The sequence below is a fragment of the Streptomyces sp. NPDC048291 genome (genome assembly GCF_043201715.1).
Classification (GTDB): domain Bacteria; phylum Actinomycetota; class Actinomycetes; order Streptomycetales; family Streptomycetaceae; genus Streptomyces.
This window is the reverse complement of the sequence record NZ_JBICZC010000004.1, coordinates 42057-65811: the sequence shown is the minus strand read 5'-3', so window position 1 is coordinate 65811 and position 23755 is coordinate 42057. Positions and strand designations below refer to the sequence as shown.

Here is a 23755-nt window from a genome sequence, read left to right as displayed (position 1 = left end):
GTTCGGGGGTGGGCGGTGCCACTTGTCGGGCGTGGACCTGACGAGGCCGAGGCCGGTCTCGCTCCGCGAGGCTCGCATCAGGCCTTGTCCGCCGCACTCCTGGTTCTTGCGCCGGCGCCCGCCGCGATGGCGAATGCGGCGGAAGCCGGTGTCAGAAGAGGCGCAGCTTGTCGTCCTCGATGCCGCGGAGGGCGTTGTAGTCGAGGATGGTGCAGCCGATGCCGCGGTCGGTGGCGAGGACCTTTGCCTGGGGCTTGATCTCCTGGGCCGCGAAGATGCCCCGGACGGGGGCGAGGTGGGGGTCGCGGTTGAGGAGTTCCAGGTAGCGGGTGAGCTGTTCGACGCCGTCGATCTCGCCGCGGCGCTTGATCTCGATGGCCACGGTCTGGCCCTCGGCGTCGCGGCAGAGGATGTCCACCGGGCCGATCGCCGTCATGTACTCGCGCCGGATGAGCGTGTAGCCGTCGCCGAGCGTCTCGATCCGGTCGGCCAGCAGCTCCTGCAGGTGCGCTTCCACGCCGTCCTTGATGAGGCCAGGGTCGACGCCCAGCTCGTGCGAGGAGTCGTGCAGGACCTCCTCCATGGTGATGATGAGCTTCTCGCCCGCCTTGTTGATGACGGTCCAGACGCCGGCCTCGTCACCCGTCCCTTCCTTGAGGGTGCACGGCGGCGACATCCAGTTGAGGGGCTTGTAGGCCCGGTCGTCCGCATGGATCGAGACACTGCCGTCCGCCTTGACGAGGATCAGGCGGGGAGCGGAGGGAAGGTGGGCGGTGAGCCGGCCGGCGTAGTCGACGGAGCACCGGGCGATGACGAGACGCATGGTCGGCAACGCTACTCGACGCGCCGCCCTCCACGCGATTCGCCAGGATACGAGCGGCATCCGAGCGGTGTCCGGGCGGCATCCCAGCGGTGTCCGACCGGCCGCCGGGCCGCCCTCGCGACCGGTCCTGGAGGGTCGCCTGCACACGCCTGTTCAAACCTGGCCGATTGTGTGCCTAAAGGGACCGTCGCATATACGCAATCTCCTGGTGGGGGCCCCGCGCGTTGCCTACCGTAGTAAACGGGAGGTCGCGAAGTGTGTACTCAGCGTGTTCGGTATCGCGAACTCCCTTACCTGTCCGCCAACCCCTGCTGTTCGGGGGTGCGAGAGGAGTACCCATGTCGCTCGACGTCTCACCGGCCCTACTCGAACAGGCCGAGCGAGGCGAGGTCGACGAAGCAGATTTCGTCGACTGCGTCCGGACCTCCCTGCCCTACGCGTGGGAGATGATCAGCTCCCTGGTGGCCCAGCTGAAGGTGGACGGCGGAGAGTTCGCCGACAACCAGACGCCTCCGCCGGACGAGCAGGCACGCGGCCAGCTGCTGCGTGCGCTCGCGAGTGACGCCATACGCGGCGCCCTGCAGCGGCACTTCGGTGTGCGGCTGGCCTTCCAGAACTGCCACCGTGTGGCGGTGTTCCCGCTGGACGCCTCGGTCGACGAGACGCTGGCCCGCTTCACCTCAGTGCGCAACCAACTGCTGAACCAGTCCCCGGAACTGCGGGACTGCTGACGCCGTGCTCAGCTACTGCTGACGCAGTGAGCCGCTTGCTTGCCGCTCCACACGCGGGAGGTGCATCAGTCACTGGGGCGGCAAGCTCCCCGCGGCGGCGAGGTCACCGGAGGTGCGGCAGTACCTCGGCACCCAGCCGTCGTACGTTCTCCTCCGTGGCCGCCAGATCCCCCGAGCCCTCGGTCAGCAGGGCGAAACGGGAGATGCCGGTCCGCTCGGAGGTCGCCGCGAGCCGGTCGGCGCACAGCCGCGGGGTACCCACCGGGTGGAGTCCGCAGAGCAGTTCGGTGTACGCGAGCGGGTCCCGCATGGAGCGGAACCGGCCGTCCACCGTCACATGCGCCTCCAGGCCCTGTTTCAGCCAGCCCGGCATCGCCTTGGTCAGGGTCTCGGCCGCGTCGGTGCGGCTGTCCGCGATCTGGCAGACGCCGGCCGAGACATGGGCCGCCGCGGCGATCTCGTCGCCCGGCCGCCCGGCCGCCCGCGCGTGCTGCCGCCACAACGCGACCATCTCGGCCTTCTCCTCGTCGCCGACGTGCATCCCGAGCAGCATCGGCAGCCCCTGCTCCGCGGCCAGCCGGATGCTCGCCGCGGAGGTGCAGGCGACCACCACCTCCGGCCCCGGCGCCTCCGTCAGCGCCTCCGACGGGCGTGGTACGACGGGGACTTCACGGAACGAGAAGCGCGGCCCGGAGGCCGACACGGCCGGTTCGCGCAGCCAGCGCATCAGCAGATCGAGTGATTCCGGGAAGCCCTGTTCGTACGCCTCCAGGCCCGATCCGAAGACCTCCAGGTCCACCCAGGGCCCGCCCCGCCCCACGCCCAGCGTGAACCGGCCGCCGCTCGTCACGTGCAGCAGCGCGGCCTGCTCGCCGAGGGCGACCGGGTGGACGGTGGGCAGCACGCTCACCGCCGTACCGACCCGCAGCCGCCGGGTACGGCCCAGCAGCAGAGCCGCCAGGGTGACCGCCGACGGGCAGGTGCCGTACGGCACGAAGTGGTGCTCGGCCAGCCAGACCGCGTCCAGACCGGCCTCCTCGGCCACCTCCGCCGTGCGTACCGCCCGGTGCAGGGCTTCCCCCTGGCCCTGGCCCGGGAACTGGGCGGCCAGCACAAAACTACCTACGCGCATCGTTTCTTCCTGCTTTCCTGGCTCCGACCCGGAGCTCCCCCACCGGGCATAACCGTCTGACACGTGCCGAGGACACGGCCTGGCGGAGAGATTTGCGGATTGTCTGGAGAATGGGTCGCCCTGGAGGGGGACTTGTGCGGGTTCGTGCCCTACGCGTACCCCCGTGCGCGCGTCGTAGGCTGGACACAGCCCATGCTTCCTGTATAGCCCCGAGAGGTGTCCCGTGTCCCCGCGTCGCAACCGACCCAAGGGCCCGAACGAAGCGGCCTCGTCCGGCCGGAGCGCCGAGGACGACCGCGCGGACCGCTACGGCGGCTGGCAGTCCACGGAGAACTGGCAGGGCGAGGAGTGGAGCGTCCGGCACGTGGCCGGTGCCAGCTCGGTCGGCAAGACGTACCGCTGCCCGGGCTGCGACCAGGTGATCGCCTCCGGCGTCCCGCACGTCGTGGCCTGGCCCGAGCACTCGGGCGTGGACGAGCGCCGGCACTGGCACAAGGCCTGCTGGAACGCGAAGGACCGCCGCACCACGCGGGTGCAGCGGTCCCGTAACGCGCCGAAGTTCTAGAGCCGGAGTTCCGAGCGTCGTCAGACGTCCCGCTTCTCCAGGAGCACGTAGGCGCCCGCGAACGCGACGGCCGTCGCGCCCAGGATGATCCACAGCGGGTCCCACCCCGAAGGGCCGGAGTCGCTCAGGGAGTTGGAGTAGAAGATGCTCAACTGGTTCGGGATGGAGTACTCGAACAGGGCCGTGCGCACCTTCTCCAGCGACTGGGAGAACATGAACAGCGCGATCACCAGCGGGGCGAGCACCGCGCCGATCATGATGGTGATGGCGCCCGCCGAGTGCCGGATGATCGAGCCGATGATCAGCGAGAGCAGTCCGAGCAGCGCGATGTAGAGGCTGACGCCGACGGTTCCCTTCAGCCATTCCCCGCCGGTCGGCGTCCGGGCGATGCCGTCCAGCATCGAGACCTGGGTCATGGCCACGAACGCGCTGGTCGCGAGGGTGAACACGAAAGCGACCGCGAAGAAGACGATGGCCTTCGCCGCGAGCACACGCGCGCGGGAGGGACAGGCCACCGTCGTGGTGCGGATCATGCCCGTGCCGTACTCCGAGGCGGTCGTCAGCACGCCGAGCGTGATGATGCACATGCTGCCGAGCAGCAGTCCGAAGAAGCCGAGCGAGAGCGCGCTCTCGCTGGACAGGTCGTCGGACGAGGAGGAGTCGCTGACCACCGCGCCGGCCAGCAGGCCGATGCCGACCACCAGCAGGACGAAGACGCCGAGCGTCCAGATCGTCGAACGCACCGACCTGATCTTCGTCCACTCGGAGGCGATCGCGTGCCCGAGGTGGGTGCGCACCACCGGGATCGGCGAGACGTAACCGGGGTACGCACCGCCGGGCGCCGCCTGCCACTCGGGTGCGGACGGGGCGGCCTGCGGCAGCGGAGGCTGGTGGGTGCTCATCGGGCGTCCTCGGGCTTGGTCAGGTCGGCGGGTGCGGCTGCGGCGGGCGCGGCGGCCGGGGCGGACATCGGCTGCGCATAGGGGTTCGGAGCGGCCTGAGGCGCCCCGTACGGGCCCTGCGGGCCGCCGTACGGTCCCGTGAACGGCTGGCCGCCCTGCTGGGGCGGCGGCGGGGCATACCAGCCCGGCTGGCCCTGCCCGGGCACCGGCATCGGCGGCTGGGCGCCCGGCGGCAGCGGCTGCTGGAGGCCGGCTCTCTGGTCGATGGAGGACCGGTAGTCGACGGCGCCCTGCGTCATCCGCATGTACGCCTCCTCCAGCGAGGCCTGGTGCGGGGACAGCTCCCACAGCCGTACGTCCGCCTCGTGCGCGAGGTCGCTGATCCGGGGCAGCGGCAGCCCGGTCACCCGGAGCGCCCCGTCCTGCTCCGGCAGGACATGGCCGCCGGCCTCGGTCAGCGCCGAGCTGAGCTTCTCGCGCAGCTGCGGCTCGGTGTCCGGGGTGCGCACGCGCGCGAAGTCCGCGGAGTTGGCCGAAATGAAGTCGGTCACGCTCATGTCGGAGAGCAGCTGGCCCCGGCCGATGACGATGAGGTGGTCGGCGGTCAGCGCCATCTCGCTCATCAGGTGGGACGAGACGAAGACCGTACGGCCCTCCGCGGCGAGGGACTTCATCAGGTTGCGCACCCAGAGGATGCCCTCGGGGTCGAGGCCGTTGACCGGCTCGTCGAAGAGCAGCACCTGGGGGTCGCCGAGCAGCGCGGCGGCGATGCCGAGGCGCTGGCCCATGCCGAGCGAGAAGCCCTTGGAGCGCTTTCCTGCCACGTCCTGGAGGCCCACCACGCCGAGCACCTCGTCGACCCGGCGGGCCGGGATGGCGGACAGCTGGGCCAGCGACAGCAGGTGGTTGCGGGCGGACCGGCCGCCGTGCACCGCCTTGGCGTCGAGCAGCGCGCCGACCTGGCGGGCGGCGTTCGGGAGCTTGCGGTAGGGGAAGCCGCCGATCGTCACCGAGCCGGCGGTCGGGTTGTCCAGGCCCAGGATCATCCGCATGGTCGTCGACTTGCCCGAGCCGTTCGGCCCGAGGAAGCCGGTCACGGCTCCGGGTCGTACCTGGAAGGAAAGGTTGTAGACGGCGGTCTTGTCGCCGTAGCGCTTGGTCAGGCCGACAGCCTCGATCATGCTCCGCACCCATCGAAAGGATCAGGACAGCGGGGCAGACGCCCCCCGTAAGGGTTAGGAGGATATCGGGGAGCTGACGGTTCCGGCCAAGAGCAAGCAAAGTCTCGGCCCCGCGGGGCCGGTCACTGGGCGTCGCGCCGCTTCAGCAGGACGTACCCGCCGGCCAGCGCGGCGATCACCCACAGGCCCATGATCCCGAGCCCGCCCCAGGGGCCGTAGGGGACGTCGTCGCCGACCCTCGGCACCACCTGCATGATGTGGCTGCCCGCCTGGTCCGGCAGGAACCGGCCGATCTTCTTGGTCGCGTCGACGTTGCCGAGGATGTTGGAGATCAGGAAGAAGAACGGCATCAGGATGCCCAGCGACAGCATCGGCGAGCGCAGCATCGCGGCCACGCCCATGGAGAACATCGCGATGAGCGTCATGTAGAGCCCGCCGCCGACGACCGCGCGCAGCACCCCGGGATCGCCGAGGTGGGCCCGGTGCGAGCCGAGCATGGCCTGGCCGAGGAAGAAGGCGGCGAAGCTGGTCACCATGCCGACCACCAGCACCAGGCCGGCCGCCACCGCGATCTTGCTGAACAGGAAGGTGGCCCGCTGAGGCACGGCGGCCAGCGAGACCCTGATCATCCCGGTGCTGTACTCGTTGGAGACGACGAGCACCCCGAACACGATCATCGCCAGCTGTCCGAGGGTCATCCCGGCGAAGCTGATGTTCGTCGGGTCGAAGGAGAGCCGCTCGCGGGCCGGCATGTTGGAGAACTGGCTGTTCGCCAGTGCGGAGAGCAGCGTCCCGAGGGCCACGGTGACCACCACGGCCAGAGACAGCGTCCACACCGTCGAGGCGACGGACCGGATCTTGGTCCACTCGGACCGTACGACCTGGGTGACGACGGCCATGTCACGCTCCCTTGTCCCAGCCGGAGCCCCAGGCCTGTGGCACCGGGGGCGAGTCGGCGTGTGCGTGGTACTCCACGGACTCCGCCGTCAGTTGCATGAAGGCCTCCTCCAGCGAGGCCTGCTGGATGCTCAGCTCGTGCAGCACGATCCCGTTCTGCGCGGCCAGTTCCCCGATCGGCTCGGCCTTCCCGCCCTCCACCTCAAGAGTGCCGGTGCCGGTCTCGACCACGGTGATCCCGGCCGCGTGCAGCACGTCGAGCAGCCGCTCGCGCTGCGGGGAGCGGACCCGGACGTAGGACCGCGAGTTCGTCCGGATGAAGTCCGCCATGGAGGTGTCGGCGAGCAGCCGGCCCTGTCCGATGACGACCAGGTGCTCGGCGGTGAGCGCCATCTCGCTCATGAGGTGCGAGGAGACGAACACGGTCCGGCCCTGCGCGGCCAGGGTCTTCATCAGGGTCCGGATCCAGTGGATGCCCTCGGGGTCGAGCCCGTTGACCGGTTCGTCGAACATCAGGATCCGCGGATCGCCGAGCAGCGCGCCCGCGATCCCGAGCCGCTGCCCCATGCCGAGCGAGAACCCCTTGGCCTTCTTCCGTGCCACGGCCGTCAGTCCGACGGTGTCGAGCACCTCGGCCACCCGCGCCCGCGGGATCCCGTTGCTCTGCGCGAGGCAGAGCAGGTGGTTGAAGGCGCTGCGCCCGCCGTGCACGGCCTTCGCGTCGAGCAGTGCCCCGATGTACGTCAGCGGGTCCTTGAGCTGCTCGTACCGCTTGCCGTCGATCCGCACGCGGCCCGCCGTGGGGTGGTCGAGCCCGAGGATCATCCGCATGGTCGTGGACTTCCCGGCACCGTTGGGCCCGAGGAACCCGGTGACGATGCCGGGTCTGACGGTGAACGTGAGGTCGTCGACCGCCGTCTTGTCGCCGTAGCGCTTGGTCAGGCCCGCCAGCTCGATCATGCGGCCACGCTAGGACGGGCTCACCGGGGGTGCCACCTGAGGCAGTCGGCCGGGTGCGGGCCGGTGGGGGCGGGTCGCGCAGTTCCCCGCGCCCCTTTTCTTTTGGGGGCGCGGGGAACTGCGCGAGCAACCCCCACCGGCCCGCGGCCGAACGACGAAGGCCCGCACCCCCGGAAAAAGGGAGTGCGGGCCCTGCGATGTCGCTACGGCTTACCGGGACTGCTGCGCCGGAACCCCACGGGAGATCGGCTCGTCCTCGGTCGGCGAGCTGGCGGCGGCCACCGCCGCACCTGTCAGCGTGGCCAGCATCTCGCGGACGTTGGTCAGCTGGGCGTTGATGCTGTCGCGGCGGTTGGTCAGCGCGGCCAGCTCACGCTCGGATTCCGAGCGGATCCGGTCGGCCTTGGCGTTCGCGTCCGCGACGATGTCCTCGGCCTGGCGCTGAGCCGTCTCGACCGTCTGGCGGGCGCGGCGCTCGGCGTCGGTGCGCAGCTTCTCGGCCTCGAGACGCAGCTGCTCCGCGCGGTGCTCGATCTCCGCGAGGCGCTTCTCCGCCTTCTGCTGGCGGGACGCCAGGTCACGCTCGGACTGCTCGCGGCGCTTGGCGAGGTTCGTCTCGAAGTCGGCGGCGGCCTGCGCGGCCTTCGCACGGGTCTCCTCGAAGAGGGCGTCCGCCTCCTCGCGCTTGGACTGCGCGTCCTTCTGAGCCTCGGAGCGCAGCTGCGACGCGTCGCTCTTGGCCTTCTCGACGATCCGGACGCCCTCGTCCTCGGCCTTGGCCTTGCGCTCCGCAGCGAACGATTCTGCGTCGTTGCGCACCTGCTGGGCCGCCGACTCGGCGAGCTCGCGGTGCTGCTCGGCCGCGCGCCGGGCCTCCTCGCGCAGGTCCTTCGCCTCCTCCTCGGCGAGGCGGAGGATCTTCTCGACACGCGCGCCGAGGCCGGCGTACGACGGCTCCGCGTCGGTTACCTGAGCCTGGGCGTTCTGCGTCTCGAGGTGGAGCTCCTCGATGCGCTTTTCCAGAGCGGTGATGCGGGCGAGAGCGCTGTCACGGTCGGAGACGAGCTTGGAGATCCGTTCGTCCACCTGAGCGCGGTCGTACCCACGCCGCACTAGCTCGAAGCCGTAGGGGGAAGTGTCGCTCATGGGGTTCCTGTCGAAAGAGACCGGTGAGGTGATAGGGGGAATCCTAGGGGCCGAAGCGGTGTGTCATCGAGCGGATACGTGTTTGATCTGGAGAATGACACCCCTTTTGAGTGGCTAGCTGTGAGATCGCTTGCCAAAGCCTCTGCCACAGATTTAATCAAAAGCCTCAGAACACTACAGAACCGACCCCGGCTTCTAGCCTTCTGAGGGCTTGCCACCTGATCGTGGCGCACCCACCGTACTGCCCGCCTTGACCCCGCCGTCCTTGCCGGCCGACGGGGCCTCGAAGGATTCCAACGCCTCCAGGACGTCCTGGACACGGGAGATCTCGCCGTTGATGTTCTCCCGCCGGCGCTCCAGGATCTCCAGTTCGCGCTTTCCCTCCTCGACCGTGCGGCGGGCCTCGCGGATCGCCTCGGCCTTGAGCTCCTCGGCCTCCCGGACCAGCGTGGCCTTCTTCAGCTCGGCCTCCTTGAGCAGCCCCTCCGCCTTCTTGACGGCGGCGATGCGGACCTTGCCCGCCTCGGAGTTGGCCTCCGAGACCAGGTCCTTCGCCTTGGCCTGGGCCTTGGCGAGCTGCTCCTCGGCTGCCTTGATGAGCGCGTCACAGCGGTCGCCGGTGGACTTCATGGTCTCGGCGGCCTCGCGGCGGGCCCGCTCGTGCAACTCCTCGATCTCGGTGGTGATGCGCTCGTGCAGCTCCTCCGCCCGCTCCCTTATGGCGGTGGCGTCCCGGCGGGCACCGACGAGCAGCTCGTCCGCGTCCGTACGGGACTTCTCCACCCGCGCGTTGCCCTCGACCGTGGCCTCGGACACCAGCCGGTCGGCCTCCTTGCGGGCCGCGCCCACCATGGTGTCGGCCTGCGACTCGGCGTCCGCGGTGGTCTTCATCGCCTGCTGCTGCGCCTCGGTGAGCAGCTTGTCGGCCTCCGCGGCCGTCTCGTTGATGAGCGTGTCGACCTGCTCGGCCACGTCCTGGCGGCGCTTGTTGGCGTCCTTGCGGGACTCGTCGAGGGTCCGCTCGGCCTCCTCGCGCGCGGAGTTCAGCAGGCGCTCGACCGTCGCCTCCGCGTCCCCCTTGAGCCGCTCGGCGTCGGCGCGGGTCCGGTCGGCGTGCAGCTGGGCGGAGCCGACCGTCTCGGCGGCCTCGGCCCGCAGCCGCTCCGCGTCGCCGGTGGCGTCCGCGATCAGCTTCTCCGCCTTCGCGATGGCATCGGCGCGGACCCGGTCGGCCTCGGTGATGGTCTCGTTCTGGAGCCGCTCGGCCTCGTTGCGCGCCTCGGTGATGAGGGTGTCGGCCTGGGTCGCCGCGTCCGAACGCATCCGGTTGGCGTCCTCACGCGCCTCGGCACGCGTGCGCGTGGCGTCCTGGTCCGCCTGGGCGACGGCGTCGGAGGCCTCGGTGCGCACCCGCTGGGCGTGCGCCGCCGCCTCGGACCGCAGCCGCTCCGACTCGGTCATCGCGTCGGCGACGGTCCGCTCGGCGAGCGACTTCGCCGCCTCGGAGGCCTCGGCCGCCTCCCGCCGGATCCGGGTCGCGTCCTCGCTGGCCCGCTCCCGCTCGGAGTAGGCGTCGGCGCGGACCCGGTCGGACTCCTCCTCGGCCTCCCGCCGGGTGCGGTCCGCGGCGTGCTCGGCGGCCGAGCGCAGCCCGGTGATCTCCTCCTGCGCCTGCTCGTGCAGCCCGGAGACCGAGTCCCGCACCTGCTGGGCGTGGAGTTCGGCGGCCGACACCATCTCGGTGGCCCGCCGGTCCGCCTCCTCGACCAGCCGTACCGCCTCGGCCTGCGCCTCCTCGACCCGGTTGCGGGCCTGGGCCAGCAGGTCCTCGCTCTGCTCGCGGGCCCGCTCGCGCTCCTGGTCGGCCTCCTGGCGGGCGGAACCGAGGAGCTCCTCGGCCTCCCGGCGCCGCCGGGCGGCCTCCTCCTGGGCGGCGGCCAGCGTCTCGGACGCCTCGGTGGACAGCCGCTCGGCCGCCGCCTGCGCCTCGGCACGGACCCGGTCGGCGGTGTCCTGGGCCTCCTGCTTGAGCCGCTCCGCCTCGGCCGCGGCCTCGGACCGCAGCCGCACGGCGATGGTCTCGCCCTCCGCGCGGGACGCGGAGGCGTCGGCGGCGGCCTCGTCGCGCAGCCGCTCGGCCTCGGTCTCGGCCTGCTGCTGGAGCGTACGGATCCGCTCGGCGGCCTCGCCGCGCAGCCGGTCGGTCTCCTCGGCGGCCTCCCGGCGGATCCGGCCGGACTCCTCGCGCGCCTCGGTCAGCGCCCGGTCGGCGCCGGTGAGCCGGTCCTCGGCCTCGGTGTGCAGGCGGGTCAGCTCGTCGGCGGCCTCCGCGCGCCGGGCCTCGACGCCCCGCTCGGTCTCCGCGCGCATGTCGGCCGCGGCCCGCTCGGCGTCGGCCTGCATCGTCTCGGACTGCTCCTGGGCCTCCGCACGGAGCCGTTCGGCCTCCTGGCGGGTGCGCTCCAGGGTCTCCTCGGCCTGCCGGCGCAGCGTGGTGGCGCGCTCGATGGCCTCGGTGCGGACCTTCTCGCTGTCCGTGGTCGCGGTCTGCCGCAGCTCGTCGGCGTCGGCCTTGGCCTTGGCGAGCAGCTCCTCGGCGGACCTGGCCCCCTCCTCGATCTGCTGCACGGCCTCGCGCCGGGCCTCGGCGCGGATCGACTCGCCCTCGGCGACCGCGTCGGACCGCAGCTGCTCGGCCTCGCCGCGCAGCCGGCGGGCCTCCTCCTGCAGCTCGACCGTCTTGGCGCGGTACTCCTTGGTGTCGTCCTTCGCCGTGCCCTTCAGCTGCTCGGCGATGTCGTGCGCCTCGGCGCGCAGCCGGTCCGCCTCGGTCTCCGCCTCGGTGCGGATCCGCTCGGCCTCCTCGGCGGCGGCCTTGGTGGTGCCCTTGGCCTCCTCGGACGCCCGGTTCAGGACGTCCTCGGCGGTCTTGGCGGCCTTGGAAAGCTGGGAGGCGCTCTCCTCGGCGGTCAGGGTGCGGGCCTTCTCGGAGGCCTCCGCGATGATCTTCTCGGCCTCGGCGCGCGCGTCCGCGACGACCTGCTCGGCGCTCGCCTTGGTGGCCTCGGCCTCCTTGGTGGCCTCGCTGACCAGCCGGGCTACCTGCTCCTTGGCCGTCTGGGTGCGCTGCTGGTTGGTGGCCTCGGCGCTGGAGAGGGCCTTGGTGGCGTTCGCCTCGGCCTCGGTGACCAGTTTCTCGGCCTCGGACTGCGCCTTGCGCAGCGCCTCCTCGGCCTCGGTCATCCGCTGCTCGGCGGCCCGGCTCAGCTCACCGGCCTGCCGACGGGCGCTGTCCGACTCCGTCGCGGTGGAGTTGCGCAGCTGCTCCGCGTGGTCGGTGGCCTCCTGGGCCTGCGTCGACGCGGCGTTCAGCAGCCGCTCGGCGTCCCGGCGGGCGCGCAGCAGCAGCTGCTCGGCCTCTGCGCGGGCCGCCTCGGCGTCGCTGGTCACCCGCTGGCGGGCCTCGGTGGCGATCCGCTCGGCCTCGGCCCGGGCGGCGGTCATGGCCTGCTCGGCCTCGGCCCGCGACTCGTCGAGCAGCCGCCGGGCCTGCGACTCGGTGCGGGCGCGCAGCTGCTCGGCCCACGACACGTTCTCGTTGACGTGCGACTCGACGGTCTGCCGGCGCTCGGCCAGCTCCTGGTCCAGCTGCTGGCGGCGGGTCACCGCCTCCTGGTGCAGCTCGGCCTGGAGCCGCGCCGCCTGCTCGGCGTGCTCCTGGAGGATGCGCTGGGTCTGCGCCCGCGCCTCCGCGGCCACCCGCTCCGCCTCCTGGCGGATCTGGTCGGCCTGCACCTGGGCGTTCCGAAGCAGCTGCTCGGCGTGGTACCCGATGTCACCGCCGTCGAACGCGGGCCGGGACATGATGGTGCGGCGCGCCTCGTGCAACTTGGCGCGCAGCACCTCGACCTGGTAGCCGAGGTCCTCGGCATGCTGGATCGCCTTTTCCCGCTCGGTCTTCAGCCGTTTCATCTCGGCTTCGAAACGAGTGAGGTGGTCGACGTCAGCCGCCGGCTCCCGCTCCTGGCTCTCGTAGCCCCGCACTGCGCGGTCCCATCCGTCCCCTGGTCGCAACCTTCTCCGAACGAGCTCCGTCCATCCGCCGAACGGGGCCCCCGGGGAATGGTGTCAGATCAACGGCGGAGCACGGGCTGCTGCCCCGACGCTCGTCCCCCGAAACCCGGACCCCGGCATGCGGCCGCCCCGGCCCTGCGAACGTGCGAAGGGACGACCGCCCCCAACCCTACCGGCCCATATGTACGAGGGTCAGTGCTCAGGTGACTCAACAGCCGCCGAAGTGACCAGTTCTGTCAGTACGCCGTGGCAATCCTTCGGGTGCAGGAAGGTGATCCGCGACCCCATGGAGCCGATCCGTGGCTCGTCGTACAGAACGCGTACGCCCTTGTCACGGATGTCCGCGGCGTCACCGTCGACATCGGCCGTACCGAAGGCGATGTGGTGGACCCCCTCGCCGTTCTTCGCGAGCCACTTGCCGACCGCCGAGTCCTCCCGGGTCGGTTCGAGAAGCTGCAGGTAGGAGGCGCCGCCGTCGGACGTCCCGTTGATCTTGAGCATGGCCTCGCGCACGCCCTGTTCCTCGTTGACCTCGGTGTGGAACACCTCGAAGCCGTACGTGGCCCGGTAGAACTCGACGGTCGTGTCGAGGTCGTGGCAGGCGATCCCGATGTGGTCGATTCGCGTCAGCATGGATTCAGTGCAGCGCCACCGCGATGGTTACGCAACGTGCCAGCGATCACACTGACGGCCCGATGACGGCACGGAGTGCCACGCAATACATTCGAAGTAAACCCTCGTTCACTCCTCGGCAGTGCAGCCGGTAAGGGGATTCGCAGCTCATGACTTCTGGAACCTCTGGAACCACCTCGGTGATCGTCGCGGGCGCGCGTACGCCCATGGGACGACTGCTGGGCTCGCTGAAGTCCTTCTCGGGAGCCGACCTCGGCGGCTTCGCGATCAAGGCCGCCCTCGACCGTGCGGGGATCGGGGGCGACCAGGTGCAGTACGTGATCATGGGGCAGGTGCTCCAGGCCGGCGCCGGGCAGATCCCGGCCCGCCAGGCCGCCGTCAAGGCAGGCATCCCGATGAGCGTCCCGGCGCTCACGATCAACAAGGTCTGCCTCTCCGGCCTCGACGCCATCGCCCTCGCGGACCAGCTGATCCGCGCCGGCGAGTTCGACATCGTGGTCGCGGGCGGCCAGGAGTCCATGACCAACGCCCCGCACCTGCTCCCGAAGTCCCGCGAGGGCTTCAAGTACGGCGCCGTCGAGATGCTCGACGCGATGGCCTACGACGGCCTGACCGACGCCTGGGAGAACATCCCGATGGGCGAGTCGACCGAGAAGCACAACACCCGCCTCGGCCTCGGCCGCGAGGAGCAGGACGCGGTGGCCGCCCTGTCCCACCAGCGGGCCGCCGCCGCGCAGAAGAACGGCGTCTTCGAGGCCGAGATCACCCCGGTCGAGATCCCGCAGCGCAAGGGCGAGCCGGTCGTCTTCAGCAAGGACGAGGGCATCCGCGGCGACACCACGGTGGAGTCGCTGGGCAGGCTCCGCCCGGCGTTCACGAAGGACGGCACGATCACCGCCGGCACCTCCTCGCAGATCTCCGACGGCGCCGCGGCCGTGGTCGTGATGAGCAAGGCCAAGGCCGAGGAGCTGGGCCTTCAGTGGCTCGCCGAGATCGGCGCCCACGGCAACGTGGCCGGACCGGACAACTCGCTCCAGTCCCAGCCGTCCAACGCCATCAACCACGCCCTGAAGAAGGAGGGCCTGGACGCCGGAGACCTGGACCTCATCGAGATCAACGAGGCCTTCGCCGCCGTCGCCGTCCAGTCAATGAAGGACCTCGGGGTGACCACCGAAAAGGTGAACGTGAACGGCGGAGCCATCGCCCTCGGCCACCCCATCGGCATGTCCGGCGCCCGGCTCGTCCTGCACCTGGCCCTGGAGCTCAAGCGCCGGGGCGGCGGGGTCGGCGCGGCCGCGCTGTGCGGTGGCGGCGGCCAGGGTGACGCGCTGATCGTGCGGGTACCGAAGGCCTGAGCCGGTTTCTTCGAGCGAACGAAAGCGAACGGAGCTGTGATGCAGGACGTCTCCTCGCTGGTGGCCCAGGCCAGGGAGGGCCGACCGCGTGCGGTGGCCCGCCTGATCTCCCTGGTGGAGGGGGCGTCCCCGCAGCTCAGGGAGGTCATGGCGGCACTCGCGCCGCTGACGGGCAACGCCTACGTCGTGGGCCTGACCGGCTCCCCGGGAGTCGGCAAGTCGACCTCGACGTCGGCGCTTGTGACCGCCTATCGCAAACAGGGCAAACGGGTCGGTGTGCTGGCCGTCGACCCGTCGTCCCCCTTCTCGGGGGGCGCCCTGCTCGGCGACCGCGTCCGGATGTCCGACCACGCGTCCGACCCCGGCGTCTACATCCGCTCGATGGCGACGCGGGGCCACCTGGGCGGCCTCGCCTGGTCGGCGCCCCAGGCCATCCGCGTCCTGGACGCGGCGGGCTGCGAGGTGATCCTGGTGGAGACGGTCGGGGTGGGCCAGTCGGAGGTGGAGATCGCCTCCCAGGCGGACACCAGCGTGGTGCTGCTGGCCCCGGGGATGGGCGACGGCATCCAGGCCGCCAAGGCCGGCATCCTGGAGATCGGCGACGTCTACGTCGTCAACAAGGCGGACCGGGACGGCGCCGACGCCACGGCCCGCGAGCTGAACCACATGCTGGGCCTCGGCGAGTCCCGCGGCCCGGGCGACTGGCGGCCCCCGATCGTCAAGACGGTCGCCGCGCGGTCGGAGGGCATCGACGAACTGGTCGAAGCGCTGGAGAAGCACCGCGCCTGGATGGAGGAACGGGGCGTCCTGGCGGAACGCCGCCTCGCCCGCGCGTCCCGCGAGGTCGAGACGATCGCGGTCACGGCCCTGCGGGCACGGATCGCCGACCTGCACGGAGACCGGGATCTCGACGCGCTCGCGGACCGCGTCGTGGCCGGCGAGCTGGATCCCTACCGCGCGGCGGACGAGCTGGTCTCGGGCCTGACGGAGGGCTAGTCGCCGTAGGGGCGTGGGCCGTCGCCCGCCCACGGGCCGGCGGGGGTTGCTCGCGCAGTTCCTCCCCCAGCCTTCGGCCGGGGGGACCCCCAGCGCCCCTTGCGGGGCACGACTCAGCTGCGGGCAGTCGTGCCGCTGGGGCGGCACGGGTGGGCGCGGCGGCACCCGGCCGGCGCCGGTAAGCGTCCCCACCCCCGTGCGGCAACCGGTGCTGCTACCTTGACCGGCATGTTCCTCTCCTTGGCGTAAGAGCCGCACCCGGTGTCGCCGCCGGCACGTGAGTACCCCGTGCCGTGGCGCGCCCAGGTGTCCCCTCTTCCGCCTCCGACCGAGGAACTCACTCATGCCCGCGTCGACTTCGTCGCGCCCTTCGCATGTCCGGCGGCCTTCCTATGCCGCCGTCCTGCGCGTCCCGCACGCGCGCCGCACCTTTCTGGCCGCCCTCGCGGCCCGTCTCTCCTACGGCACGGTCTCGCTGTCCGTGCTGCTCTCCGTGACCAGGGCGTCCGGTTCCTATGCCGTCTCCGGTCTGGTGATGGCGCTCTTCGGCGGCACGGTGGTCGTCCTGCTGCCCGTCCGGGCGGGTCTGGTGGACCGGTACGGCCCCCGGCGCGCCCTGCCTCCGCTGGCGGCCCTCTACAGCGCTCTGCTCTGCCTGCTGGCCGCCCTGACCTGGCGGCCGGGCGCGCCGCCGGCGGCCCTCGCCGCGGCCGCCGCGCTCACCGGCTGCTTCGCGCCGCCGCTCGGCCCCACGATGCGGGCGGTGTGGGGCCGCCTGGTCGACGACCCCGCCCTGTTGCGGCGGGCGTACAGCCTGGACGGGGTCGCCGAGGAGCTGCTGTTCGTGTCGGGCCCCGCGCTGGTGGGCCTGCTGCTGCGGTTCGGTCCGCCGCCGGCGGGGCTGCTGCTGAGCGCGGTGCTGATGCTGGCCGGCACCTGTGCGTTCGTGCTGTCGCCCGCGGTGCGGGGAGCGGTCCCGCCGAGGCGGGAGAGGGGCCGCACGCCCGGACGCTTCCCGGCGGCGCCGGTCCTCGCGGCGGCCGGCCTCGGTCTGGCGCTGAGCGCGGCGGACCTGCTGGTGATGGCGTTCGCGCAGCAGCGGTCGTACGGCGAAGGAGCCGTCCCCTGGGTGCTCGCCGCGCTCTCGGCGGGCAGCGCGGTGGGCGGGCTGCTGAACGGGGCGGTGGAGTGGCGCCGTCCGGCGGGGGAGCGGCTGGCGTGGCTGTCGGTGGGGCTGGGGACGGTCCTGGTGGCCGCCGGGTTCGCGCCGGGGATGTGGACGCTGGCCGCGGCCATGGCGGCGACCGGGGTGTTCGTGGCGCCGACCCTGACGACGGCGTATCTGCTGGCCGACGAGACGGCGGCGGCGGCGGAGCGGACGCGGGCCGGGGCGTGGGTGAACGCGGCGGTGAACGCCGGCACCGCGGGAGGGTCCATGGTGGCCGGTCTGCTGGTCGGACGGTTGCCGGTGGGAGCCTGCTTCGCCCTGGCCGGCGGCGTCGCCCTGGTCTCCGCCGTGGCGGTGCGGGCCGTCTCCCGGCCGCCGCTCTAGCCCGGACGGTCGAATTTCGGCGGCCGGTCCGTCGTGGGGCCCGTACCGCGGACAGATTCAGTGACGGTCCGGTCGTGGAGAAGCGGTGCGGGCCACCTCGCCCCCTCAGGAACGCAGGTAGCCGAAATGTCCTACCCAGAGCCCCGCTACACCGGCGAAAGGGGCCGGGCCAGTGCGGTGTTCCGGCCCGCCTCGCCCCGGCCCGACACGGGCTCCGGCGCCACCGCCATCACCTACGTGGCCCGGCAGGAGACCACACATGGGGAGTTCGGCCTGTACCGGGTCGACCTGGGACCGAAGGCCATGGGCGCCGCCGAGCACTTCCACCGTACGATCTCCGAGTCGTTCTACGTCCTGTCCGGCGAGGTCCGGCTCTACGACGGCGAACGCTGGGTCACCGGAGGCCGGGGAGACTTCCTCCACGTACCGCCCGGCGGGCTGCACGCCTTCCGGAACGACAGCGACGACCCGGTGTCGTTTCTGCTGCTCTTCACACCGGGAGCGCCCAGGGAGGAGTACTTCGAGAAGCTCGGCGAGTACGCGGAGCGCAGCCGCGAGGAACTGGAGGCCTTCCGGATCAGGCACGACCAGTACAACACCGGTGACATGCTCGACGGCTAGCCGGTCGGGCGGGTGGCGGAGCCGCACACAGCGGAGCGGCGGACGGGACCTGAACCCCCGTCCGCCGCTCGTCGGTGCCGCTCGGGGTCACGGGCGCCCGCGCTGCCCCCGCAGGTGTTCGGCGATGGGCTTCAGGCCCTTGTCCAGCTCCATGAGTGCCTCCGGCGACAGCAGGTCGATGAAGTGCCGTCGCACGGAGGCGACATGATGTGGCGCCACCTTCTTCATCGTCTCCATGCCGTGCTCGGTGAGGACGGCGAACAGCCCGCGGCGGTCGGACTCGCAGTTCTCGCGGCGGACCAGGTTCGCGTTCTCCATGCGGGTGATCTGGTGGGAAAGCCGGCTCTTGGACTGGAGGGTGGCGGAGGCGAGGTCGCTCATCCGCATCCGGTAGTCGTCCGACTCGGACAGGTTCACCAGGATCTCGTAGTCGTTCATTGTCAGGCCGAACGGCTGCAGATCCTTTTCGAGCTGGTACGTCAACAGCCTGTTGACCTCCAGGTGGGTGCGCCAGGCGCACTGCTCCGCATCGGTCAGCCAGCGCGTGGCCGTCTCGGTCTCCATGAATGAAGTCTACCTAAAATGTTGAAAGGCGAACTAGTGAGGGTGGTGTGACTGTGCGCACGCGTTCGATGTCACACTCCGCAGACTACCGCTCACAGCCCGAAGCGACGCTGGAGGTCCCCCAGCTGTCCGGGAAGACGCGGTGCGCCCGCCTGCTGTGAATGTCCTGTGGAGGGGGCGCCTCCACCGGGCACTCCGGGCTCGTGCGGAACCGCTCCCGCGGCCTGCTCGGCCATCAGGGTCTCGGTGGACTGCAGCAGGACCGTGCCGGCCCCTACGAACTCGAACTGATGCTCCTCTCCGGAGGCCCCGCCGAGGCCCGTCAGTGCACGTAGACCGCCCATCACGCCGGTCATGTACCCATGGTCGTAGTGGTGGCACGGGGAGGGGCAGTCGGCCCATCCCACCAGTGCCTGCGGGTCCACCCGGATGGGGGGTTCCATGAACACCACCGGACCGTTGGACGCGGCCACAAACTTTCCGGTTCCGATAAGGGTCAGAAAACCGGGAACGATGGATTGCTTCAGCGCGAGACTTGGCTGAAAAGCGAGCAGGTTGCCGGAGCGAATGGTCAGGTTGCCGTCGTCGAGGTCGTACGAGTTCACATCGAACGCCCGGTCGGCGAGGAGCATCCGGCCCGAGCCCTCCGCCACCACCCAGTCGCTCGCGTGCAGAGGCGAATGGAAGGACGTCCGGACAAGTCGGTCCAAACGGCCGTGTCCGATGCCGTTGAAGTCGATCGAGCCGTAGTAGGCGATCATCTTCCCCTTCTGCAGGAACCACTGGCTGCTCTTGAGCTCCACGCAGAAGGTGTACTTGTTGACGTTGTCGTCGACGGGCAGGGTCATCGGGTCGTACACGGCCGGCCCGGCCGGCCCGGCGGCTCCGTATGCGCTCACAGCTTCTCCTCCGAGGCCTGCACGTACACCGTGCCGTTGCCGCTGAGCTCCAGCTGGAAGGCCTCGCCGGAGCCGCGGCCCACCATCTCCCGCCAGCCGAGCGCCGACGACAGCTTGTTGCGGACGTCGCCGTGGTGGGCGACGTAGGCCTGCGGGTCGACATGGACCGGGCGCTGCGGGGTGACCGGGATCTCGAAGACCCCGCCGTGGGCCATCACGGCGACCGCGCCGTGGCCCTTGAGAGTGGTGGTGAACAGGCCCTGGCCGGTGACCTGGCCGCGCACCATGCCCATCACGCCGCCCTGGGAGCCCATGAACATCGTGCCCTGCTGCAGCGTGCCCTCGAAGGCGAGCAGCCGGTCCGCCTCGACGTAGAGGGTGTCGCCGGTGAGGGTGATGACGTGGACGTGGTGGCCGCCGTGCCCGAAGAAGACCGTGCCGCTGCCCTCGACGCTCATGAGGGGGGTCGCCTCGCCGGCGACCCGGCGGCCGAGCATCGACATCAGCCCGCCCTGGCCGCCCTGGATGTTGGGCGTGAAGGACACCTCGCCCTTGTAGGCGAGCATCGCGCCGCGCTGGCTGAACAGCCGCTGCCCGGGCACGACGGTCGCCTCGACCATCTTGGAGTTCACCTCGCGCAGGGCCATGTCAGACGTCCCCCGCGATCGTGTTGCGCTCGCTCGGCTGTACGTACACCAGGCCGTCCCCCTCGAACCGGATCTGGAAGGCCTCCCCGCCGCCCTCCCCGAAGAACGTGCGGAAGGTCACACCCGACTGGAAGGACTGCCGGAGGTTGCCCTGGTGGGCGATGTAGGCGCCCGGGTCGACGGTCAGCGGGTACTGCGAACTGACCCTGAGTACCACCGCCGGGCCGTCCGACATGATCGCCGCCTGGCCGTGGCCCTCGACCGTGGTGGTGAACAGGCCGTTGCCCTGGGAGGCGCCGCGCAGGCCGGTGAACGTCGTGCCGGTGCGCAGGCCCGCGTCGGTCGCGAGCAGGTTGCTGGACTCGACGTACAGCTTGTCGCCCCGGAGGCCGACCAGGTTGATCTCCGACGCCCGGTCCGCGAACCAGCACGTCCCGTGCCCCTTCACCTCCATCACCGTCATCTGCTCGCCGGTGAGCCGCCGGGTCACCATCCCGCGCAGCCCCTCGCCACCGCCGCTCAGCTTCTTGAACGCCATCTGCCCGTCGTACGCGACCATCGAGCCGTTCTTCGCCTTCACGGCGTCCCCGGTCATCTCGACGGCGAGCACCTTGCTTCCCTGAAGTCGGAACATCGCCACGCTGCGAAGGTAGCCGCAGGCAGACGGCGGCGACAGGTCCCGTGGGTGGACATCACCCCCGAACCGTCCCTCAGGGGTGCGGCGGTCAGGGGTGCGGCCGTCAGGGGTGCTCCCGCTCGCCGGGGAGGCGGATCACCGCCGTACCGGCCGCCAGGTCGACCGCGGACCTCGGCGGCGCGCCGTCCTCCTCGTCGTCGCGCAGCACCAGCGCGCTCTGCCGCTCCTTGAGTTCGTTCTGCTTGCCGGGGGAGAGCGCCGCGTGCAGCTGCTCGAAGCCGGTCGCGGAGACCTGGCCCTGCCGGGCGGCGTTCCGCCACGGCAGCACCCCGGCCCGGCCGGCCCGCAGCAGCAGCTGGTCCACGAAGGCCAGCACGGTGAGCAGCAGCACCAGCCCCGGCAGGGTCATGAAGAACACGAACGGCATACCCGCGCCCTCTTCGTCGCCCGGCCCACCCTGCCACCCCCGCGCCGGGGCCGCACCGCCCCTTTGCCACAATGGTTGAACGTTTGTGCTCGCGTTCACAAAGAGTGGACGTCCTCCCACCGAAGGTGACTCGTGGACATCAAGACCGCCACCGCCATCCGCCGCCTCCGCCTGGTCTCCGCCCCGGAGGCCGTTTCCTTCCTGATCCTCCTCGTCTGCTCGGTGCTCAAGCGGACCACGGACTTCAACGCGGTGCCCGTGATGGGCGCGGTCCACGGTGTCCTGTTCATCCTCTACGTGATCTTCTGGGCCGACGCCTGGAACCGCACCAAGTGGTCCCTGAAGACCGGCCTCTTCTACTTCGTCCTCTCCGTCCTGCCGACCGGCGGCTTCTTCGCCGAGCGCAGGCTCAAGCGCGCCGCCGAGGACGAGGTCATCGCCGCCCGCGCCCGCAAGGAAGGGGTCGTGAACGCATGATCGTCGCCTTCTCCGTGACGCCGCTGGGCGTCGGCGACGACGTCGGGGAGTACGTCGCCGACGCCGTCCGGGTGGTCCGCGAGTCCGGGCTGCCCAACCGCACCGACGCCATGTTCACCTCGATCGAAGGCGACTGGGACGAGGTGATGGACGTCGTCAGGCGCGCCGTCGCCGCCGTCGAGGAGCGCGCCCCGCGTGTCTCCCTGGTCCTCAAGGCGGACATCCGGCCGGGCGTCACCGACGGACTCACCAGCAAGGTGGCGACGGTCGAGCGGCACCTCGCCGAGTAGCCGGCCTTCCCTGGGTGCTCCCTCGGCCCTCCCGAAAACCCCGGCCCGCGCGGGCCGGGGTTTTCCTTTCCTCCGTGATTGAGCGAACGCTCAAAAGCGGGTACCGTCATGTCCAGGGATTTGAGCGACCGCTCAAAACGAGCTCGGAAGACCAGGTGACGGGGGTACGACACCATGGGGCTCTACATAGAGGCGCACATCCACGCCGACCTCGACGAACTCTGGGCACGCACCCAGGACCCGGGGCGGCACCAGCGCTGGGACCTGAGGTTCACCGAGATCGGCTACCTCCCACGGGAGGAAGGCGAGCCGCAGCGCTTCCGTTACGCCACGCGGGTGCTGCCCTTCCTGACGATCGCCGGCACCGGTGTCTCGGCGGGGGAGAAGGAGCGTCCCGACGGCACCCGCACCTCCGCCCTGCGCTTCGCCTCCCCGCACCCGCTCTCGCTGCTCGCCGAGGGCAGCGGCTACTGGCGGTACGTCCCGGTCGCCGACGGCGTCCGCTTCCTCACCGGCTACGACTACCGGCCCCGCTGGGGCGCCCTCGGTGCGCTCGCCGACCGTCTGGTCCTGCGCCCGCTGATGGGCTGGGCGACCGCCTGGTCCTTCGACCGGCTGCGGCTGTGGCTGGAACGCGGGATCACCCCGGAGCGGGCCCGGTGGAACTGGCTGGCCGAGATGGCGGCCCGGGCGCTGGCGGTCGCCGGCTGCGGCACCGCCCTGATCCGGGGCCCGGTCCCCGCCGTCCTCTCGCCCACCGTCGCCTTCCTGGTCCCGCTCCTCCTCGTCGTCGCCCTCTTCCTGGCCCTCTGCACAGCGCCCCTCGCCACCACCCCGGCCGCCCGCCGCTGCCTGCGCACCCCACCCGTCCGAGTGACCGCCCCGCACATCCTGCGCACCCTGGAGAAGCAGCCGTGACCTCGATGTTCCGCACCGTGATGGGCCCCGACTTCGACCGGCTGCACCCCCAGCTCCAGCGCCGTTTCTCGGTCGGCCTGGCGAGCGGCGAGGCCTGCACCGGCCACGGCGTGATGGACCGGATCTGGCACGGCGGGGCCTTCGTGAAGCCGTTCCTGGCGCTGGGCACCACCCGCAACATCCTGGTCCCGAAGGCCGCCCGGAACGTGCCCTTCAAGATCGAGAATGTGCCCTACGCCGACACCTACGGCCGTGAGACGGTGAGCTTCGTGCGCACCTTCGACCTCCCCGGCCGCTCCCGCCGCTTCGACGCCCAGATGGTGCTCAGCCCCAAGGGCGACCGCATCCTCGACTACCTCGGCACCCACCAGCACCTCGCCAGCGAACTGCACCTGCACGCCGAGTCCGACGGCTCCCTGCTGATCCGCTCCGGCGAACACCGGTTCAGGGAGGGCCCGGTGGACGTCCGCGTCCCCGAACTCGTGGGCGCCACCGCCGAGGTGCGCGAGTCCTACGACGACCGGGCCGGCCGTTTCCGCATCCGGGTGCGGGTCGTGAACCGGTACTTCGGGCCGCTCTTCGGCTACCAGGGCTCCTTCGAGGCGTCGTACACCGACCTCCGCGGCCGCGGGGTGCGACCCGGACTGCGGCCCGTCCGCGAGGAGTCGCGCGCGTGAGCCCGGAGACCGCCAAGTCCCTGGAGACGAAGCACAAGCTGCTGGAGGGCGCGCTGCGGACGCTCACCGAGCAGGGCATCGCCAAGACCTCGGCCCGTACGGTGGCGGCGGCCGCCGGGGTCAACCAGGCGCTCGTCTTCTACCACTTCGGATCCGTGGACGAACTCCTCGCCGCCGCCTGCCGGTACGGCGCCGAACAGGCCGTCGACCGCTTCCGTCCCCGGCTCGCCGCCGTCGGATCGCTCTCCGAACTGCTCACTGTGGGACGACAGATCCACGAGGAGGCGCGCACGGGCGGCCATGTCGCCCTGCTCGGGCAGCTGCTGGCCGGCGCGCAGACCCATGAGTCGCTCGGGCCCGCCACGGCCGCCGGGCTCGACCTGTGGATCGCCGAGATCCAGACGGTGCTGGTCCGGGTCCTCTCCGCCACGCCCTTCGGGGAGTTCGCCGACCCGGCCGGGCTCGCCCGCGCGGTCGCCGCGTCCTTCGTCGGCATCGAGCTGTACGAGGGCGTCGACCCGGCCGGCGCCCACACGGCCCTGGACGCCCTGGAGCAACTCGGCGCCCTGGTCGCCGCGCTGGACGAGCTCGGCCCGGTCGCCCAGCGCGCGGTCCGCCACCACCTGCGCCGCACGAACCGGCCCTAGGGGC

General features: G+C 71.3%; 25 protein-coding genes. 11 read left to right on the top strand and 14 right to left on the bottom strand.

The window, feature by feature from the left end:
• Positions 1-151 precede the first annotated feature (151 nt).
• The gene (gene nucS / locus ACGF5O_RS11100) at positions 152-823 is read right to left on the bottom strand and encodes an endonuclease NucS (protein ID WP_393809633.1); all 672 of its coding nucleotides are present in this window, start codon (positions 821-823) and stop codon (positions 152-154) included.
• A 338-nt stretch (positions 824-1161) separates the two neighbouring features.
• Between nucS and ACGF5O_RS11095 the strand changes: the two genes are divergently transcribed.
• On the top strand, positions 1162-1554 hold the full coding sequence (locus ACGF5O_RS11095; protein WP_093499046.1) for an SCO5389 family protein: 393 nt from the start codon (positions 1162-1164) through the stop codon (positions 1552-1554).
• A gap of 103 nt (positions 1555-1657) precedes the next feature.
• Here ACGF5O_RS11095 and ACGF5O_RS11090 read toward each other — a convergent pair whose 3' ends face one another.
• Complete coding sequence (locus ACGF5O_RS11090) at positions 1658-2686, bottom strand: LLM class flavin-dependent oxidoreductase (RefSeq protein WP_362655950.1); 1029 nt, start codon at positions 2684-2686, stop codon at positions 1658-1660.
• Positions 2687-2909: 223 nt separating this feature from the next.
• On the opposite strand from ACGF5O_RS11090, the gene ACGF5O_RS11085 reads away from it, so the two are divergent.
• A complete protein-coding gene (locus ACGF5O_RS11085) occupies positions 2910-3251 on the top strand; it encodes an ATP/GTP-binding protein (protein WP_393809632.1) in 342 nt (113 codons plus the stop codon).
• A gap of 20 nt (positions 3252-3271) precedes the next feature.
• Here the strand turns inward: ACGF5O_RS11085 and ACGF5O_RS11080 are convergent, their stop codons facing one another.
• The 7 genes from ACGF5O_RS11080 to mce all read right to left on the bottom strand — a co-directional run bounded on the left by ACGF5O_RS11080 (position 3272) and on the right by mce (position 13044).
• The gene (locus ACGF5O_RS11080) at positions 3272-4153 is read right to left on the bottom strand and encodes an ABC transporter permease (RefSeq protein ID WP_393809631.1); all 882 of its coding nucleotides are present in this window, start codon (positions 4151-4153) and stop codon (positions 3272-3274) included.
• Entirely contained in the window at positions 4150-5334 is a 1185-nt protein-coding gene (locus ACGF5O_RS11075) for an ABC transporter ATP-binding protein (protein WP_393809630.1), read from the bottom strand. Before ACGF5O_RS11075 ends, ACGF5O_RS11080 begins: the two co-directional genes overlap by 4 nt.
• A gap of 122 nt (positions 5335-5456) precedes the next feature.
• On the bottom strand, positions 5457-6233 hold the full coding sequence (locus ACGF5O_RS11070) for an ABC transporter permease (protein ID WP_393809629.1): 777 nt from the start codon (positions 6231-6233) through the stop codon (positions 5457-5459).
• 1 nt (position 6234) lies between these two features.
• Positions 6235-7191, bottom strand: a complete 957-nt coding sequence (locus tag ACGF5O_RS11065) for an ATP-binding cassette domain-containing protein (protein WP_393809628.1) — start codon at positions 7189-7191, stop codon at positions 6235-6237.
• A 210-nt stretch (positions 7192-7401) separates the two neighbouring features.
• On the bottom strand, positions 7402-8337 hold the full coding sequence (locus ACGF5O_RS11060) for a cellulose-binding protein (RefSeq protein ID WP_393809627.1): 936 nt from the start codon (positions 8335-8337) through the stop codon (positions 7402-7404).
• A 195-nt stretch (positions 8338-8532) separates the two neighbouring features.
• Positions 8533-12381: a polarized growth protein Scy gene (scy, locus tag ACGF5O_RS11055; protein ID WP_393809626.1), complete on the bottom strand. Its 3849-nt coding sequence runs from the start codon at positions 12379-12381 to the stop codon at positions 8533-8535.
• 222 nt (positions 12382-12603) lie between these two features.
• Positions 12604-13044: a methylmalonyl-CoA epimerase gene (gene mce / locus ACGF5O_RS11050; protein ID WP_393809625.1), complete on the bottom strand. Its 441-nt coding sequence runs from the start codon at positions 13042-13044 to the stop codon at positions 12604-12606.
• A gap of 149 nt (positions 13045-13193) precedes the next feature.
• Between mce and ACGF5O_RS11045 the strand changes: the two genes are divergently transcribed.
• The 4 genes from ACGF5O_RS11045 to ACGF5O_RS11030 all read left to right on the top strand — a co-directional run bounded on the left by ACGF5O_RS11045 (position 13194) and on the right by ACGF5O_RS11030 (position 17568).
• On the top strand, positions 13194-14399 hold the full coding sequence (locus ACGF5O_RS11045) for an acetyl-CoA C-acetyltransferase (protein WP_362658758.1): 1206 nt from the start codon (positions 13194-13196) through the stop codon (positions 14397-14399).
• Between the two features lie 39 nt (positions 14400-14438).
• On the top strand, positions 14439-15395 hold the full coding sequence (gene meaB, locus ACGF5O_RS11040) for a methylmalonyl Co-A mutase-associated GTPase MeaB (protein ID WP_393809624.1): 957 nt from the start codon (positions 14439-14441) through the stop codon (positions 15393-15395).
• 343 nt (positions 15396-15738) lie between these two features.
• The gene (locus tag ACGF5O_RS11035; protein WP_393809623.1) at positions 15739-16947 is read left to right on the top strand and encodes an MFS transporter; all 1209 of its coding nucleotides are present in this window, start codon (positions 15739-15741) and stop codon (positions 16945-16947) included.
• 126 nt (positions 16948-17073) lie between these two features.
• Positions 17074-17568: a cupin domain-containing protein gene (locus ACGF5O_RS11030; RefSeq protein ID WP_393809622.1), complete on the top strand. Its 495-nt coding sequence runs from the start codon at positions 17074-17076 to the stop codon at positions 17566-17568.
• A gap of 87 nt (positions 17569-17655) precedes the next feature.
• On the opposite strand, the gene ACGF5O_RS11025 is transcribed toward ACGF5O_RS11030, so the two are convergent.
• From ACGF5O_RS11025 to ACGF5O_RS11005, 5 genes are all read right to left on the bottom strand, one after another.
• Positions 17656-18132 (bottom strand): MarR family winged helix-turn-helix transcriptional regulator, encoded by a 477-nt coding sequence (locus tag ACGF5O_RS11025; protein ID WP_393809621.1) that lies wholly within the window; start codon positions 18130-18132, stop codon positions 17656-17658.
• Positions 18133-18224: 92 nt separating this feature from the next.
• Entirely contained in the window at positions 18225-19031 is an 807-nt protein-coding gene (locus ACGF5O_RS11020; RefSeq protein WP_393809620.1) for an AIM24 family protein, read from the bottom strand.
• A complete protein-coding gene (locus tag ACGF5O_RS11015; RefSeq protein WP_393809619.1) occupies positions 19028-19678 on the bottom strand; it encodes an AIM24 family protein in 651 nt (216 codons plus the stop codon). Before ACGF5O_RS11015 ends, ACGF5O_RS11020 begins: the two co-directional genes overlap by 4 nt.
• Position 19679: 1 nt before the next feature.
• Positions 19680-20312 (bottom strand): AIM24 family protein, encoded by a 633-nt coding sequence (locus tag ACGF5O_RS11010; protein ID WP_393810113.1) that lies wholly within the window; start codon positions 20310-20312, stop codon positions 19680-19682.
• A 106-nt stretch (positions 20313-20418) separates the two neighbouring features.
• Complete coding sequence (locus tag ACGF5O_RS11005) at positions 20419-20742, bottom strand: DUF6191 domain-containing protein (RefSeq protein WP_393809618.1); 324 nt, start codon at positions 20740-20742, stop codon at positions 20419-20421.
• Positions 20743-20874: 132 nt separating this feature from the next.
• Here ACGF5O_RS11005 and ACGF5O_RS11000 point away from each other — a divergent pair, with 132 nt between their 5' ends.
• The 5 genes from ACGF5O_RS11000 (at position 20875) to ACGF5O_RS10980 (ending at position 23751) form a co-directional block, all read left to right on the top strand.
• Positions 20875-21219 (top strand): DUF3817 domain-containing protein, encoded by a 345-nt coding sequence (locus ACGF5O_RS11000; protein ID WP_351962298.1) that lies wholly within the window; start codon positions 20875-20877, stop codon positions 21217-21219.
• Positions 21216-21509, top strand: coding sequence for an MTH1187 family thiamine-binding protein (locus ACGF5O_RS10995; RefSeq protein ID WP_393809617.1), 294 nt, complete (start codon positions 21216-21218; stop codon positions 21507-21509). Before ACGF5O_RS11000 ends, ACGF5O_RS10995 begins: the two co-directional genes overlap by 4 nt.
• 174 nt (positions 21510-21683) lie before the next feature.
• Positions 21684-22427: a hypothetical protein gene (locus ACGF5O_RS10990; RefSeq protein ID WP_393809616.1), complete on the top strand. Its 744-nt coding sequence runs from the start codon at positions 21684-21686 to the stop codon at positions 22425-22427.
• Complete coding sequence (locus ACGF5O_RS10985; RefSeq protein ID WP_393809615.1) at positions 22424-23104, top strand: DUF4166 domain-containing protein; 681 nt, start codon at positions 22424-22426, stop codon at positions 23102-23104. The genes ACGF5O_RS10990 and ACGF5O_RS10985 overlap by 4 nt, the downstream gene beginning before the upstream one ends.
• A complete protein-coding gene (locus ACGF5O_RS10980; RefSeq protein ID WP_393809614.1) occupies positions 23101-23751 on the top strand; it encodes a TetR/AcrR family transcriptional regulator in 651 nt (216 codons plus the stop codon). The genes ACGF5O_RS10985 and ACGF5O_RS10980 overlap by 4 nt, the downstream gene beginning before the upstream one ends.
• The last annotated feature ends 4 nt before the right edge of the window (positions 23752-23755 follow it).